The sequence below is a fragment of the Cupriavidus sp. FW305-26 genome, from assembly GCF_058787975.1.
This window is the reverse complement of the sequence record NZ_JBYTAH010000076.1, coordinates 17,610-32,491: the sequence shown is the minus strand read 5'-3', so window position 1 is coordinate 32,491 and position 14,882 is coordinate 17,610. Positions and strand designations below refer to the sequence as shown.

Annotated in this window: 11 protein-coding genes; 2 read left to right on the top strand and 9 right to left on the bottom strand. The window is 68.9% G+C overall.

Annotated elements, in window-relative coordinates; genetic code table 11:
* The 7 genes from AC3WQZ_RS29920 to AC3WQZ_RS29890 all read right to left on the bottom strand — a co-directional run.
* A partial coding sequence (locus tag AC3WQZ_RS29920; RefSeq protein WP_010812193.1) for an L-threonylcarbamoyladenylate synthase occupies positions 1-986 on the bottom strand: 986 nt, incomplete at its 3' end.
* Between the two features lie 22 nt (positions 987-1,008).
* Positions 1,009-2,253: a 5-(carboxyamino)imidazole ribonucleotide synthase gene (locus AC3WQZ_RS29915; protein ID WP_010812194.1), complete on the bottom strand. Its 1,245-nt coding sequence runs from the start codon at positions 2,251-2,253 to the stop codon at positions 1,009-1,011.
* Between the two features lie 42 nt (positions 2,254-2,295).
* The gene (gene purE, locus AC3WQZ_RS29910) at positions 2,296-2,793 is read right to left on the bottom strand and encodes a 5-(carboxyamino)imidazole ribonucleotide mutase (protein WP_010812195.1); all 498 of its coding nucleotides are present in this window, start codon (positions 2,791-2,793) and stop codon (positions 2,296-2,298) included.
* Positions 2,794-2,952: 159 nt separating this feature from the next.
* On the bottom strand, positions 2,953-3,861 hold the full coding sequence (locus AC3WQZ_RS29905) for a phosphoribosylaminoimidazolesuccinocarboxamide synthase (protein WP_010812196.1): 909 nt from the start codon (positions 3,859-3,861) through the stop codon (positions 2,953-2,955).
* Between the two features lie 104 nt (positions 3,862-3,965).
* A complete protein-coding gene (gene fba / locus AC3WQZ_RS29900; protein ID WP_010812197.1) occupies positions 3,966-5,030 on the bottom strand; it encodes a class II fructose-bisphosphate aldolase in 1,065 nt (354 codons plus the stop codon).
* Between the two features lie 50 nt (positions 5,031-5,080).
* Complete coding sequence (gene pyk, locus AC3WQZ_RS29895) at positions 5,081-6,517, bottom strand: pyruvate kinase (protein ID WP_010812198.1); 1,437 nt, start codon at positions 6,515-6,517, stop codon at positions 5,081-5,083.
* 54 nt (positions 6,518-6,571) lie between these two features.
* Positions 6,572-7,768 carry a phosphoglycerate kinase gene (locus tag AC3WQZ_RS29890; RefSeq protein WP_492301802.1) on the bottom strand — a complete coding sequence of 399 codons (1,197 nt, stop codon included), beginning with the start codon at positions 7,766-7,768 and terminating at the stop codon, positions 6,572-6,574.
* Positions 7,769-8,150: 382 nt separating this feature from the next.
* On the opposite strand from AC3WQZ_RS29890, the gene AC3WQZ_RS29885 reads away from it, so the two are divergent.
* Both AC3WQZ_RS29885 and AC3WQZ_RS29880 read left to right on the top strand, forming a co-directional pair.
* Entirely contained in the window at positions 8,151-9,257 is a 1,107-nt protein-coding gene (locus AC3WQZ_RS29885) for a helix-turn-helix transcriptional regulator (protein WP_492301800.1), read from the top strand.
* 100 nt (positions 9,258-9,357) lie between these two features.
* On the top strand, positions 9,358-10,500 hold the full coding sequence (locus tag AC3WQZ_RS29880; protein WP_492301798.1) for a helix-turn-helix transcriptional regulator: 1,143 nt from the start codon (positions 9,358-9,360) through the stop codon (positions 10,498-10,500).
* A 16-nt stretch (positions 10,501-10,516) separates the two neighbouring features.
* Here the strand turns inward: AC3WQZ_RS29880 and AC3WQZ_RS29875 are convergent, their stop codons facing one another.
* Together AC3WQZ_RS29875 and AC3WQZ_RS29870 are read right to left on the bottom strand one after the other, a co-directional pair.
* Positions 10,517-11,536, bottom strand: coding sequence for a Bug family tripartite tricarboxylate transporter substrate binding protein (locus tag AC3WQZ_RS29875; protein WP_011614578.1), 1,020 nt, complete (start codon positions 11,534-11,536; stop codon positions 10,517-10,519).
* 181 nt (positions 11,537-11,717) lie between these two features.
* On the bottom strand, positions 11,718-14,732 hold the full coding sequence (locus tag AC3WQZ_RS29870; protein WP_492301797.1) for an SNF2-related protein: 3,015 nt from the start codon (positions 14,730-14,732) through the stop codon (positions 11,718-11,720).
* Between the last annotated feature and the right edge of the window lie 150 nt (positions 14,733-14,882).

Below are 14,882 nucleotides of genomic sequence, written 5' to 3'. Positions count from 1 at the left end.
CCCCCAAACGCCGCCGCTGCCCGCTCCAGCCGATCCCGCACCCCCGCCCAATCCTGCCCTTCAGGCAACACCTCGAACATCAGCTGCGTATAGCCCTGCTTGTCGAGCTTGCGCAGCAAGCGGTAAAGCTCGCGCGCATAGGCCGCCGCATCCGCAGGCGCCTGCACCCAGGTACAGCGCTGGTCCACCAGCGGCGCCCGGCCGACCCACGCCACGCGGGCATCGTCCGGCAGCGAGGCCAGCTGCGCCGAAGCTGCTTGCGCATCGGCCAGCAGCAGCGGTGTGTGCGGCGCGTAGTGAGCCTTGAGCGTGCCTGAAGCCCGCGGCGCGGCCGCGTCGGGCGGCAGCGGGGCCGCGCCCAGTACCTGCGCCATCATCGCCGCGGTGATCGCCCCCGGCCGCAGCAGCACCGGGCCGATGCCCTGGTCCAGCCGCGACAGGTCGACGATGGTCGATTCGATACCGACCTCCACGCCATCGCCTTCCAGCACATAGACCGCATCGCCGAATTCATCGCGCACATGCTGCGCGGTGGTCGGGCTGACCTGGCCGAACTTGTTGGCCGATGGCGCGGCAATGCCGCCGCGGCCGCGCTTGAAGCGCGCCAGCAGCGCCTGCGCCACGGGGTGCGAGGGGCAACGCACGCCGATGCTGTCCTGGCCGCCGGCGACGGCCGGATGGATATGCGCGGCGCGCTTCAGGATCAGCGTCAGCGGGCCGGGCCAGAACGCGTCGATCAGTTGCTGCGCTGCCTCGGGGACCTCGTCGGTCCAGTAGCCGATATCGGCGCCGTCCACCACGTGGACGATCACCGGATGGTTCGACGGCCGGCCCTTGAGCGCGAAGATGCGGGCGACCGCCTCGGGGTTCTCGGCATCCGCACCGAGCCCGTAGACGGTTTCGGTGGGAAAGGCGACCAGTTGCCCGGCCTCGAGCAGGCGGACGGCTTCGTCCAGTTCAGCGGCCGTGGGCATGCGCGGCGACATCGTGTTCCTTGGAGCTATGGCTTCAGAGCGGGATATGCAGCGCCTGCGCGGCGGCGGCAAAGGCGGCGGCGGCCGCTTCCGCATGCTCGCCCACGCAGTTGACGTGGCCCATCTTGCGCGACGGGCGCGCATCGCCCTTGCCGTACAGGTGCAGCTTGGCGCCGGGTTGCGCCACCACCTCGTCCCAGGAAGGCGTACGCTCCAGGCCGAACTCGAACCACACGTCGCCCAGCAGATTCAGCATCTTGCCGGCCGAGTGCTGGCGCGTGCTGCCCAGCGGCAGCCGCGCCATGGCGCGCACCTGCTGTTCGAACTGGCTGGTCTCGCACGCATCCATGGTGATATGGCCGGAGTTGTGCGGGCGCGGCGCCATCTCGTTGGCGACCAGCGAGCCGTCGGTCAGCACGAAGAACTCGATGCACAGCACGCCGACGTAGCCCATCTCCGTGGCGATGGCAGCCGCTGCTGCACGCGCGCGGTCGGCGATCTCGGGCGACACGCTGGTCGACGGCATCACCGTCGAGAACAGGATGCCGTCGCGGTGCACGTTCTCGGCCAGCGGCCAGGTGGCGGTGGAGCCGTCCGCGGCACGCGCGGCCAGCACCGAGACCTCATAAGCCAGCGGCAGCATCTGCTCCAGCACGCACGGCACATGCTGCATGGCGTTCCAGGCGGCGCGCACGTCGTCGCGCGTCTTCACGCGCGCCTGGCCCTTGCCGTCGTAGCCCATGCGCGCGGTCTTGAGAATGCCGGGCAGCACGTGGTCGGGCAGCTGGTCGACATCGGCATCGTGCTGGATCACCCAGTGCGGGGCCGGCGACACGCCGGTGCGCTCGGCGCACGCGGCAAAGAACTTCTTCTCGCCGATGCGGTTCTGCGCGATCGACACGCAGTAGCCGCGCGGCGCGACAAAGGCGCCCAGCTGCTCGAGCCGGTCCAGCGACAGCGACGGCACGTTCTCGAACTCGGTGCTTACCGCCTGGCACAGCTTGCCCATCTCGGCCAGCGCGGCCTCGTCGGTGTATTGCGCACAGATATGCTTGTCCGCCACCGAACCGGCCGGGCTGTCCTGGTCCGGATCGAGCACGCATACGCGATAGCCCATCGCCTGCGCCGCATGCGTGAACATGCGGCCGAGCTGGCCGCCACCCAGCATGCCGAGCCACGCACCAGGCAGGATGGGCGCGTCGGGACGGTCGACGCCGAACTCGGCGCGCGATTCCGGCGTGTGGGCTTCGGAGAGATAGGGATGGATATCGGTAGGCATTGCTAGGTTCCGTGGGATGTCCGGATGATTACAGCGGCAGCATTACAGTGGCAAAGTCATCGCGCGCGCGGCTTCGGTCTGCTTCGCGCGGAATGCTTCCAGCGCGCCGGCCAGCGCCTCGTCGGTGGTGGCCAGCGTGGCGATCGCGTGCAGCGCGGCATTGGCGGCACCGGCCTCGCCGATGGCGAAGGTGGCCACCGGCACGCCCTTGGGCATCTGCACGATCGACAGCAGCGAATCCTCGCCGCGCAGGTACTTGGACGGCACCGGCACGCCGAACACCGGCACGATGGTCTTGGCGGCGATCATGCCGGGCAGGTGCGCGGCGCCGCCGGCACCGGCGATGATGGCGCGGATGCCGCGGCTGCGCGCGCTCTCGGCATAGCGGAACATGTCGTCCGCCATGCGGTGCGCGGACACCACCTGGGCTTCGAACGGCACGCCGAAATCCTTCAGCATGGCCACTGCGTGCTGCATCACGTCCCAGTCGGAACTGCTGCCCATCACCACGCCGACCAGCGGCTTGTCTTGCTTGCTCACTTCAGATCCTTGATTGTTTGCTCCCCTCTCCCGCTTGCGGGAGAGGGGCCGGGGGAGAGGGCTGGCGTTTCCCGACGCGTGGCGCCTTGCTAAACCACCCCTCTCCCCGGCCCTCTCCCGCTGAGGGGAGAGGGAGAACACCGTCGGGAAATTGATAACTTACTGCAGTTCTTCGCCCGTCAGACGCGTCAGCGCTTCACGGTACTTGGCGGCGGTCTTTTCGATCACCTCGTCCGGCAGTTGCGGCGCCGGCGCGGTCTTGGGCCAGGGCTTGCCGTCGATGCGCACGGCTTCCAGCCAGTCGCGCACGAACTGCTTGTCGAACGACGGCGGGTTGGTGCCCACCTGGTAGGAATCGGCCGGCCAGAAGCGCGACGAATCGGCGGTCAGGACCTCGTCCATCAGCGTCAGCACGCCATTGTCGTCCAGGCCGAACTCGAACTTGGTATCGGCGATGATGATGCCGCGCGTGGCCGCAAACTCGGCCGCTTCCTTGTACAGGCGGATCGAGATATCGCGCATCTGGCGCGCCAGCGCGATGCCGATGCGGGCCTCGACTTCGGCGAACGAGATGTTCTCGTCGTGCTCGCCCATCTCGGCCTTGGCGGCCGGGGTGAAGATCGGCTCGGGCAGCTTCTGCGCGTTCTGCAGGCCGGCGGGCAGCTCGATCCCGCACACCTTGCCGGTGGCCTGGTAGTCCTTCCAGCCGCTGCCGGCGAGATAGCCGCGCACCACGGCTTCGACCAGGATCGGCCGCAGGCGCTTGACCACCACGGCGCGGCCCTTGACCTGCTCCACTTCCTCCGGCGCGACCACGGTCTCGGGCGCGATGCCGGTCTCGTGGTTCGGCACGATGTGCGCGAGCTTGCGGAACCAGAAGTTCGCCATCTGGTTCAGCACGCGGCCCTTGTCGGGGATCGGCTCGCCCATGATGACGTCGAACGCCGACAGGCGGTCGGTGGTGACGATCAGCAGCTTGTCATTGCCGACGGCATAGTTGTCGCGCACTTTGCCGTGGCCCAGCAGCGGCAGCGAGTTGATGGAGGACTGGTAGAGAGCGTTGGACATGATGGTTCCGATAAAACGGCGAAGCCGCCGGGCGCTGGATGCGTACCGCGGCGGCCGGAACTGCAATCCGCCCTCCCCTAGCGCGGAAGGCGGACTAGGGACATTTACTGCACGACCTGCGACAGCTTGCCCGCCTTGTACTGCTGCGCGATATCGGTCAGGCCGATCGGCTTGATCTTGCCGGCCTGGCCTTCGCAGCCGAAGGCGATGTAGCGCGCCTTGCACACCTGCTTGGCGGCTTCGCGGGCCGGCTTCAGGTATTCGCGCGGGTCGAACTTGCTCGGGTTCTCGGCGAAGAAGCGGCGGATCGCGCCGGTCATGGCCAGGCGGATGTCGGTGTCGATGTTGATCTTGCGCACGCCGTACTTGATCGCTTCCTGGATTTCCTCGACCGGCACGCCGTAGGTTTCCTTCATGTCGCCGCCGAACTTGCGGATCTCTTCCAGCAGTTCCTGCGGCACCGACGACGAGCCGTGCATCACCAGGTGGGTGTTGGGGATGCGGGCGTGGATTTCCTTGATGCGGCTGATCGCCAGGATGTCGCCGGTGGGCTTGCGCGTGAACTTGTAGGCGCCGTGCGAGGTGCCGATGGCGATGGCCAGGGCGTCCAGCTGGGTGGCCTTGACGAAGTCGGCGGCCTGCTCCGGATCGGTCAGCAGCATGGAGTGGTCCAGCACGCCGACGGCGCCGATGCCGTCTTCTTCGCCGGCTTCACCGGTTTCCAGCGAGCCCAGGCAGCCCAGTTCGCCTTCCACGGTCACGCCGACGGCGTGGGCCAGCTGCACCACCTTGCGGGTGACGTCGATGTTGTACTCGTACTCGGCCGGGGTCTTGCCGTCTTCGCGCAGCGAGCCGTCCATCATCACCGACGAGAAGCCCAGGTCGATCGCGCCCTGGCAGATCGCCGGCGACTGGCCGTGGTCCTGGTGCATCACCACGGGGATGTGCGGGTAGGCTTCGACCGCGGCTTCGATCAGGTGGCGCAGGAAATGCTCACCGGCGTATTTGCGCGCGCCGGCCGAGGCTTGCATGATCACCGGGGCGTTGACCTCGTCGGCCGCCTGCATGATGGCCTGCACTTGCTCGAGGTTGTTCACGTTGAAGGCCGGCAGGCCGTAGCTGTTCTCGGCCGCGTGGTCCAGCAGCTGGCGCATCGATACGAGTGGCATGTCTAACTCCTAAATAAAAATTGGGTGTCTCTGTATTTTTCTGTCGGCGCTCAATACCCCACCCTGACAATCTTCAGGGTGTTGGTACCGCCCGGCTGCCCCATCGGTTCGCCGATGGTCAGCACGATGAAATCGCCACGCTGCACCACACCCTGCGCCAGCAGCAGCTCTTCGGCCTGCTCGAGCGCGGTGTCGCGGTCGGCGCTGGACTGCAGCGGCAGCGGCACCACGTTGCGGTACAGCTGCATCTTGCGCTGCGAGGCCAGGTTGGGCGTCATCGCATAGATCGGCACATGGATTCGGTGACGGCTCATCCACAATGCGGTGGCGCCGGAATCGGTCAGCGCGGCAATCGCCTTCACCTGCAAATGATAGGCCGTGAACAGCGCACCCATCGCCACCGACTGGTCGATGCGCGAGAAGGTCTGGTTCAGGAAATCGGTGTCGAGCTGCACCACCTCGGACTTCTCGGCTTCGATGCAGACCGCGGCCATGGCCTCGACCGTCTCCACGGGGTAGCGGCCGGCGGCGGTTTCAGCCGACAGCATCACCGCGTCGGTGCCGTCCAGCACGGCGTTGGCCACGTCCGAGACCTCGGCGCGCGTGGGCACCGGGTTGACGATCATGCTCTCCATCATCTGGGTGGCGGTGATGGTCAGCTTGTTGGCCTCGCGCGCCAGCTTGATCATGCGCTTCTGCAGCGCCGGCACGGCGGCATTGCCCACTTCCACGGCCAGGTCGCCGCGCGCCACCATGATGCCGTCGGACGCCTGCAGGATCTCTTCCAGCACGCCCGGGCGGATCGCCTCGGCACGCTCGATCTTGGCGATCATGCGGGCCTTGTGGCCGTGCGGCTGGCCGGCCACGGCGGTCAGCTGGCGCGCCATTTCCATGTCGGTGGCATTCTTGGGGAAGCTGACGGCGACGTAGTCCGCGCCCAGGGCCATAGCGGTCTTGATGTCGTCCATGTCCTTGGCGGTCAGCGCCGGCGCCGACAGCCCGCCGCCCTGGCGGTTGATGCCCTTGTTGTTGGACAGCTCGCCGCCCACGCGCACGGTGGTGAAGATCTCGCTGCCGAACACACGGTCCACCACCAGCACGATCAGGCCGTCGTTGAGCAGCAGCAGATCGCCCGGGCCGACGTCGCGCGGCAGGTCCTGGTAGTCCAGGCCGGCGCGCTGCTCGTTGCCGAGCTGGCAGCTCGAATCCAGGATGAACGGATCGCCCACCTTGAGCGTGATCTTGCCGTGCTCGAACTTGCCGACGCGGATCTTGGGGCCCTGCAGGTCGGCCATGATGGCGACCTCGCGCCCGCATGCCTGCGCGGCTTCGCGCACCAGGCGGGCGCGGTCGAGATGGTCCTGGGCGGTGCCGTGCGAAAAATTCAGCCGCACCACGTCGACCCCCGCCGCGATCATGCGGGTCAGGATTTCCAGCGAGCTGGAGGCGGGGCCGATGGTGGCGACGATCTTGGTGGAACGAGTCATGCGCGGAATTCCTGGTTCAGGGCCCCGGCAATACCGCCGGGCCCGGCGGATGCGTCAGCCTGCGGCGCGCTGCTCCAGCACTTCGAATGCGGGCAGCTTCTTGCCTTCCAGGAATTCCAGGAACGCGCCGCCGCCGGTGGAGATATAGCCCACGCGGTCGGCAATGCCGTACTTGGCGATCGCGGCCAGCGTGTCGCCGCCGCCGGCGATCGAGAACGCCTTCGATTCAGCGATGGCCTGGGCCAGCACCTTGGTGCCGTTGCCGAACTGGTCGAATTCGAACACGCCCACCGGGCCGTTCCAGACGATGGTGCCGGCGGCCTTGAGCTGCTCGGCCAGCATCGCGGCGGTCCTGGGGCCGATGTCCAGGATCATGTCGTCGTCGGCCACGTCCTTGACGTCCTTGACGGTGGCCGCGGCAGTGGCGCTGAATTCCTTGGCGCACACCACGTCGACCGGGATCGGCACCGAGGCGCCCCGCCTGGCCATGATGTCGATGATGGTTTTGGCGTCGCCGACCAGGTCGGCTTCGGCCAGTGACTTGCCGATCTTCAGGCCGGCGGCCAGCATGAAGGTATTGGCGATGCCGCCGCCGACGATCAGGTTGTCGACCTTGTCGGCCAGCGACTTCAGGATGGTCAGCTTGGTCGAGACCTTGGAGCCGGCCACGATCGCCACCAGCGGGCGCGCCGGCTGGCCCAGCGCCTTGCCCAGCGCGTCGATCTCGGCGGCCAGCAGCGGGCCGGCGCAGGCGATCGGGGCGTACTTGGCGATGCCATGCGTGGTGGCTTCGGCACGGTGGGCGGTGCCGAAGGCATCGTTCACGTAGACGTCACACAGCCTGGCCATCTTCCGGGCCAGTTCGTCGCTGTTCTTCTTTTCGCCCTTGTTCACGCGGCAGTTTTCCAGCAGCACCACCTGGCCCGGCGCCACCTCGACGCCGTCGACCCAGTTCTGCACCAGCTTGACCGGCTTGCCCAGCAGCTCGGACAGGCGCGTGGCGATCGGCGCCAGCGAGTCCTCGGGCTTGAACTCGCCCTCGGTCGGGCGGCCCAGGTGGGAGGTGACCATCACCGCGGCGCCGCCAGCCAGGCATGCCTCGATGGCCGGCACCGAGGCGCGGATGCGGGTGTCCTCGGTGATGTTGCCGGCGTCATCCTGCGGCACGTTCAGGTCGGCGCGGATAAACACCCGCTTGCCGGAGATTTTGCCTTGGGAAATCAGGTCGGAAAGACGCAGGACAGAGGTCATGGCGATGGATGGCGCGAGATTTCGCTGGAATTCGGGGAAACGGGCATTTTACCTGATCGTGGTCAACGCTTTGCCGATTCCGGACCGTTACGCACTTAGCATGCGGCCCTTGCGGCACATTCAGGGCAACCCCACAGGGTGCTAGTGACATACCTCCCCACGAAAGAAGGGTCAGCTCCATGCCCCTCTTGACCCCCGAGTGCGGTAATGTATGCAACGTCTGCTATAACAGACACGCAAAAAGCGCCAGAGCCGGTCTTGAAACGGCCATGACAACAGGCGGCCAAAATAACAAGCAGCCAAAAAGAATGCAGCCGGTGTGCGATCAGACGCAGCGCCGGCGCCGCGCATTTCCTTGTCGCGAATGCAGGGGGTGAGTCAGATGAAAGAAGCCGACATGCACGGAGCGATCCGTGGCTTGTACGAGGGCATTCTCGATCCCGGTGCCTGGCAGCAGAGCCTGCGCACCCTGACGGAACTGGCGGACACGGCACATGCCTCGATGATGGTCTGGGACACCGTCCGCGACCAGGTCACCGTCAATGAGATCGTCAATCCGGTGGTGGAACTGTTTTCCGAGTACGAATCGGACTACCAGGCCATCGATCCGGCCAAGCAGTACGCGCCGCGCCTTCGGCCGGGCGACTGGTATATCGACGCGCGCGAACTGGGCGAAGGCACCATGGCCCGCCATCCGTTCTACCGCGACTTCTTCCACCGCTACGACCTGCGCTCCTACGTGGCCTGCCTGGTCGAGCGCCAGCCCCACTACGAAGTCTATTTCTCGATGCAGCGCGCGCGCACGCAGCCGCTGTTCTCGCCCGACGACACCCGCGGCATGGACTGGATCATCCCGCATATGCGCAGCGCCATGGCCATGCGCGACCGCACGCTGGGGCTGACGGTGCTGGCGCGGCTGTCGACGCAGCTGGTGGAGCGGCTCAATTTTGCCCTGCTGGTGTTCTCGCCGCAGCGCCAGGTGCTGCTGAGCAACCGCGCCGGCGAGCGCTGGGCGCGGCGCCTGGACCCGGCCGGCAAGGTGTCGGACTGGAACCTGTCGCGCCCGTTCGCCGACATGGTGCAGGCCGCCTGCGACCCGCAGCGCGCGGTCGCCGCGCAGGCCGCCCGCGCCACCGACGGCAACGGTGCCTGCGCGCAGGTGATCGTGCTGCCGCTGCCGCCCTCGCACGCGTTTGCCGCGCAATGGCAGGAACCGGCGGCACTGGTGATCGTGCATGAGCAGGACAGCGCGCCGCTGTTGCTGGCGCCGGTGCTGCGCGACCTGTACGGACTGACCCCGGCGGAGACCCGGCTGACCACCCAGCTCGCCACCGGACAGGGCCTGCCCGAAGCCAGCCAGCAGCTGAACATCCGCCACGAAACCGCGCGCACCCAGCTCAAGGCCATATTCCACAAGACCGGCTGCAACAGCCAGGCCCAGCTGACGCATCTGCTCTCGCGCCTGGGCGCGGCGCTGGACGAGGCCTGAACACCACGCGCCCGGCAGCGGGCCGGCGCCGCGCCCGCGGCCCGCCCGTTGCCCCGCGAAGAAAGTGCTAAAAATAAAAGAAGTAAAAAGAAGGGAAGCCATGAGCGACACACAGATGCACGACACCATTCGCGCGCTGTACGAGGGGATCTTCGATGCCGATGCCTGGCAGCGCAGCCTGGGCGCGCTGTGCCAGGCCAGCGGCAGCACGCATGCCCATCTGCTGGTGCTCGACACGGTCAACGAGCGCGTGCTGGTGAACCAGGAGGTCAACCCCATGCCGGAGGCGGTGGCCGCCTACAGCGAACAGTACGTAGCCATCGACCCGGCCCTGCCGTTCGCCAGGCGCATGTCGGTGGGCAACTGGTATATCGATTCACGCGAGCTGGGCGCGCAGGCGATGCGCAAGTCGCCCTTCTACGGCGAGTTCCTGCGGCAATTCGAACAGTCATCGGTGATGGCCTGCCTGATCGAGCGCCAGCCGCACTACGACGTGTTCCTGTCGCTGCAGCGCCCGCAGGGCCACGACCACTATTCGCCCGAAGACGCGCGCGCGCTCGACTGGGCCATCCCGCACATGCGCCATGCGATGGCGCTGCGCGACCGCACCCACCAGGTGTCGACACTGGCGCATGCGTCGGCGCAACTGATGGAGCGGCTGCCGTTCGGCGTGATCGTGTTCCGCGACGACGGCAAGCCGCTGATGGCCAACAGCATTGGCGAGACCTGGGTGCGCCGGCTGCTGCCGGCGGTGTCGGTCGAAACCCGCGCCGTGGCGCCGCCCGCCATAGCCGTGCGCGAGGAAGCCGACTGGCAGCTGTCGCGCCCGTTTGCCGAGGCGCTGCGGGCGGCATGCAACCCCGCCAACCCGCAGCCGGCGCAGGCGCTGCGTGCGGTCGACAGCGCCGGCCGCCAGGCCCAGGTCGTGCTGCTGCCGCTGCCGCCGGCACACCATCTGGCGATGGACTGGCAGCGCCCCAGCGTGCTGGTGGCGATCCACGAGCCCGGCACCGCGCCGATGACGCTGCCAGCCGTTTTGCGCGACCTCTACGGCCTCACTCCGGCCGAGACCCGGCTGGCACTGCAGCTGTCATCGGGCATCGGCCTGCCCGAGGCGTGCGAGCTGATCGGCATCCGGCGCGAGACCGGGCGCACGCAACTCAAGGCGATCTTCACCAAGACCGGGACGGGCACGCAGGCGCAACTGGCGCACCTGCTCACGCGGCTGGGGGTACGGACCTGACCGAGGCCGGCGCGCGTCAGTCGATCGACGCGCCCACGGTCTTGACCACCCCCGCCCACTTCTGCCGATCCCCCTTCACCGTAGCCTTGAACTGATCCACGGTCTCGACCCGCGGCGTGTTGCCGGCATCGATCAGCTTCTGGCGGATCGCCGGCGTTTCCAGCGCCACCTTCACCGCATCGTTGACCTTGCGCGCGATCTTCGGATCCAGCCCCTTGGGCCCGAAGAAGCCGAACCAGATGGTGCTGTTGAAGCCGGGCAGGCCGCTCTCGGCAATGGTCGGCACGTCGGGAATCACTTGCACGCGCTGCTTGGTGGTCACGCCCAGCAGGCGCACCTTGCCGGCGCGGTACTGCGGCAGCACGCTCTGCACCTGGTTGAAGATGCAGCAGACCTCGCCCTTCACCACCGCCTGCAGCGCGTCGGGGCCGCCCTTGTAGGGCACGTGGACCATGTCCAGGCCGGCGCGCGCATTGAACTCGGCAAAGGCCAGGTGCGTGCCGGTGCCGTTGCCGGTGGAGGCAAAGTTGTACTTGCCCGGGTTGGCCTTGACCTTCTCGATAAACTCCTTGACCGACTTCACGTCCAGCACCGCCGGGTTGACGGTCAGCACGTTGGAGACCTCGACCAGCGGCGCGATCGGGGTGAAATCGGCCTCGGCGTCGAACGGCAGGTTCTTGTACAGCGCCGGGTTGATGCCGTGCGTGGCGGCGGTGCCCAGCAGCAGCGTGTAGCCATCCGGCCTGGCATGCGCCACCACCTCGGAGGCGACGTTGCCGCCGGCGCCCGGCCGGTAGTCGTAGATGATGGTGGCCTTCAGCGACTTCTGCAGCGATTCCTGCAGCGTGCGGCCGACGATGTCGACGCCGGAGCCGGCAGTAAAGCCCATCAGGATCGTCACCGGCTGCGTCGGCCACTCCCCTTGCGCGCGGGCGGGCGAGCTGACCGTGCTGATGGCAGCGGCGGCGCACAGCGCGGCCAGGCCGGTAGCGGAACGGAAGGACAAGCGCGGAAGCAGGCGGGACGAAGTAGGCATGGGGGGCACCGTCGGTAAGTATCAGCAAGATAAGACCCGGCGCGGCGGGTCGGCACAATGATGACCGGGATCTGAGCCCCGGGCCAGCGCCACACGATAGCAAGGTTCCTGCCAAAACCAAACGACCGTGTTCGCTTGAGGGTATTCGATCGGGGCATATGTACCCCTCCTCGGCATCGCCTCAGCGCCGCAGCAGCCCCACCAGCTCGTCCACGTCCGGCAGCGGCGCGCCGGTTCCCGCGGCGCTGTCGTCGTCGGCCTCCAGCAGCCCGTCGGCCAGCGCGCGCTTGTCGCGGTGCAGGTCGACGATGCGCTCTTCGATGGTGCCGGCATTGATCAGCCGGTACACCGTCACCGGGCGCTGCTGGCCGATGCGGTGCGCGCGGCCCATGGCCTGGTCTTCGGCGGCGGGATTCCACCAGGGGTCGGCAATGATCACGTAGTCGGCCGCGGTCAGGTTCAGGCCGAAGCCGCCGGCCTTCAGGCTGATCAGGAAGACATCGCCCTCGCCCGCCTGGAAGGCGGCCACGCGGCGGGTGCGCTCGGCCGCGGGGGTGGCGCCGTCCAGGTACTGCAGCGCCAGCCCGGCGCGCTCCAGCCCCTGGCGCAGCAGCTGCAGGAAGTCGACAAACTGGCTGAACACCAGGGTCTTGTGGCCGCTCGCGGCAAGCTCGCTGGCCAGCTCGACAAAGGCGCGCACCTTGGCGCCTTCGGACAGCTGGCCGCTGAGTTCCGGCGTGATCAGGCGCGGGTCGCACGCGGCGCGCCGCAGCCGCATCAGCTGCGCCAGCACGTGGATGCGCGCCTGGGCCTGGTGCTGGGCCTGCGCCAGGGCGCGCGCACGGGCCCCGGCAGGCGCGCCTTTGGTGGCCTTGCGTGCCGCTTCCACGCGCGCCAGCGCGGCCTCGGCCTCGGTCTGGGCCTGGCGGCGCAGGGCCTCGTAGTGCGCGGCTTCGACCGGCTCGGGCTCGACCCGGATCACCAGCTCCGTGCGCGGCGGCAGTTCGTCCAGCACCTGCGCCTTGGTCCGGCGCAGCACGAACGGCGCGATCATGCGGCGCAGCCGCTGGCGCGCCTCGCGCATGCCGCCGCGCTCGATCGGGTTGGCAAAGTGTTCGTTGAAGCGGGCCAGCGAGCCCAGCAAGCCCGGATTGCAGAACCGCATCACCGACCACAGCTCGGCCAGCCGGTTCTCCACGGGCGTGCCGGTCAGCGCCATGCGGAAGCCCGACGGCAGCGCGAACATGGCCTGCGCCCGCCGCGTGACCGCGTTCTTGAAGGCCTGCGCCTCGTCCGCGACCACGGTATGCCATTCGCGCGCGCAGAACGCCTTGCTGGCCTGCTGCAGCAGCGTGTACGAGATGATCACCAGGTCATGCGGCCCGGCCTGCGCCAGCAGCGTCTCACGATCGCCCTCGGCATAGACATGGACGTTGAGCGTGGGCGCAAAGCGCCGCGCCTCGGCCGCCCAGTTGCCGCACACCGAAGTCGGCGCGATCACCAGCGCGGCGCCGCCGCCGGCGCGCGCCACCAGCACCGCCAGCGCCTGCAGGGTCTTGCCCAGGCCCATGTCGTCGGCCAGGCAGGCGCCCAGGCCCGAGGCCGCCAGCGTCATGGCCCAGCGGTAGCCAGCCTCCTGGTAGGGCCGCAGCTCAGCCGCCAGCGTGGCAGGCAGCGCGATGTCAGCCTCGCGCGCGGCGCGCAGCCGGGCGATGCGCTGGCGGAAATGCGCATCGGGATCGACGCCGGCGCCGGCCAGCACGTCATCCAGCCACGGCGTGGCCATCTGCGGGACGCGAATGCCGTCGGGCACATGCTCACCGACGCCGGCGAGGTCGCGCAGCCGGCCGCGCAGCGTGCGCGTCAGCGCCACGTAGACGCCCTGCCCCATCGGCACGAAGCGCCCGGCGTGGCTGCCGGTCCAGTCGATCAGCTTGCCCAGCTCCAGCACCAGCCCCTCGGCCACGCGCAGCTCGCCGGCCAGCCGGTACCACGCGCCGCGGCTCTCGATCTGCACGCCCAGCTGCCGCAGGTCGGCCGGCAGCACGCGAATCTCCTTGCCGCGCGGCCATTCCACGGCCTGCACGGCGGGCAGTCCGGGCAGCGCCTCGACCACGGCGAGCGCGTCCTCCGGATCGTCCAGCATCCAGGTGTATTCGCCGCCCGGCGGCGCCAGCGCCACCAGCTGCGGCAATGCCGCGAAGACCTCGGCCACGCTGGCCAGCTCGGCATCCAGGTCGCGTTGCGTGGCCAGGGTCTCGCCGCGCACCGCCGCCATCAGGCGCTCGCGTCCGGCGCCGGGCGCGAGCCGCGGCCCGAGCGGCCCCAGCGGCGTCACCACCAGCCGCAGCGAAATGCCGCGCCCCGCCAGCCCGCCCAACGGTGCCACCTCGGCGCGCAGGCGCGCGTCAGCCTCCACCGCGCGCGATCCGCCCGCCTGGTCGGCCTGGACCTGGAACTGGCCGGCCAGCGCGCGCAAGGTCTGGTCGAGCTGGGCGTGGCCGTCCTCCGGGATCGCCAGGCCAGCGCCGATCAGCCGGGCAGCCTCGAACTGCGCCGGCGTAAAGCGGATCAGCCGCAGCCGGTGCGGGCCGTCGCGCACCACCGTGAGCTGGCGCAGGGCCTCGGCCTCCTGGTGCGCGGCGGCCGGCAGCAAGGCTTCCATCGCCGGCGCCTCGCGCACCGGCGGGAACATGCGCAGCACGTAGCGGCCGGCGCTGCGCACCGCTTCCAGCGCGGGCGCGTCCTCCACCACCTCCAGCGTCTGCGACGGCGCATGCGCCAGCACCACGCCCGGGTGCCCCACCAGCGCCATCGCCGCGGCGGCGCGGTCGAGCACGTAGCGCCGGTTGTGCGACTGGTCGCGGCGGATGGCGCGGGCCACGCGGGCGTCCCACGGCGCCAGCCGGTCGTCCTCGGCCACGCGCGCCAGCGGCACCGGCCTGGGCTTGCCCCAGCCGCGCGCGCCGCGCACCTGCTCGAGCGGCTCGATCGTGCCGGGCGCGCCGTCGGCATCCAGCGTCAGCGCCCACAGCAGGCGCCTGCCGCCTTCGCCCCCGGCGGCAGGCTCGCTGCCGGCGAGCGCGCGCAGCGCCTCCAGCGCCTGCTGCCAGCCGGCCTGCGGCGCGGACGCGCCGCCGGGGTCGGAAGCCCTGTCAGGCGGGACATCGGGTCCGGGATGTGGGGTCAAAGGCACGGCGAGTGTGGGAATCAAGGCCGCCAGCGCGGCGGCACGGTGCGCGGAACAGGGCAAGAATGCCCGAAAAAGAGGATTCTAGACCGCAGCGGCGCCCGCACCGCGTTGTGACCCATGCCCCCCGGGCTTACAATATCGTTTTTGCTATTT

What these genes read in the sequence shown, in the direction of transcription:
- AC3WQZ_RS29915 (WP_010812194.1), bottom strand. Translation starts at nt 2,253, where the DNA reads ATGCCTACCGATATCCATCCCTATCTCTCCGAAGCCCACACGCCGGAA.
- AC3WQZ_RS29905 (WP_010812196.1), bottom strand. Translation starts at nt 3,861, where the DNA reads ATGTCCAACGCTCTCTACCAGTCCTCCATCAACTCGCTGCCGCTGCTG.
- fba (WP_010812197.1), bottom strand. Translation starts at nt 5,030, where the DNA reads ATGCCACTCGTATCGATGCGCCAGCTGCTGGACCACGCGGCCGAGAAC.
- pyk (WP_010812198.1), bottom strand. Translation starts at nt 6,517, where the DNA reads ATGACTCGTTCCACCAAGATCGTCGCCACCATCGGCCCCGCCTCCAGC.
- AC3WQZ_RS29890 (WP_492301802.1), bottom strand. Translation starts at nt 7,768, where the DNA reads ATGACCTCTGTCCTGCGTCTTTCCGACCTGATTTCCCAAGGCAAAATC.
- AC3WQZ_RS29885 (WP_492301800.1), top strand. Translation starts at nt 8,151, where the DNA reads ATGAAAGAAGCCGACATGCACGGAGCGATCCGTGGCTTGTACGAGGGC.
- AC3WQZ_RS29880 (WP_492301798.1), top strand. Translation starts at nt 9,358, where the DNA reads ATGAGCGACACACAGATGCACGACACCATTCGCGCGCTGTACGAGGGG.
- AC3WQZ_RS29875 (WP_011614578.1), bottom strand. Translation starts at nt 11,536, where the DNA reads ATGCCTACTTCGTCCCGCCTGCTTCCGCGCTTGTCCTTCCGTTCCGCT.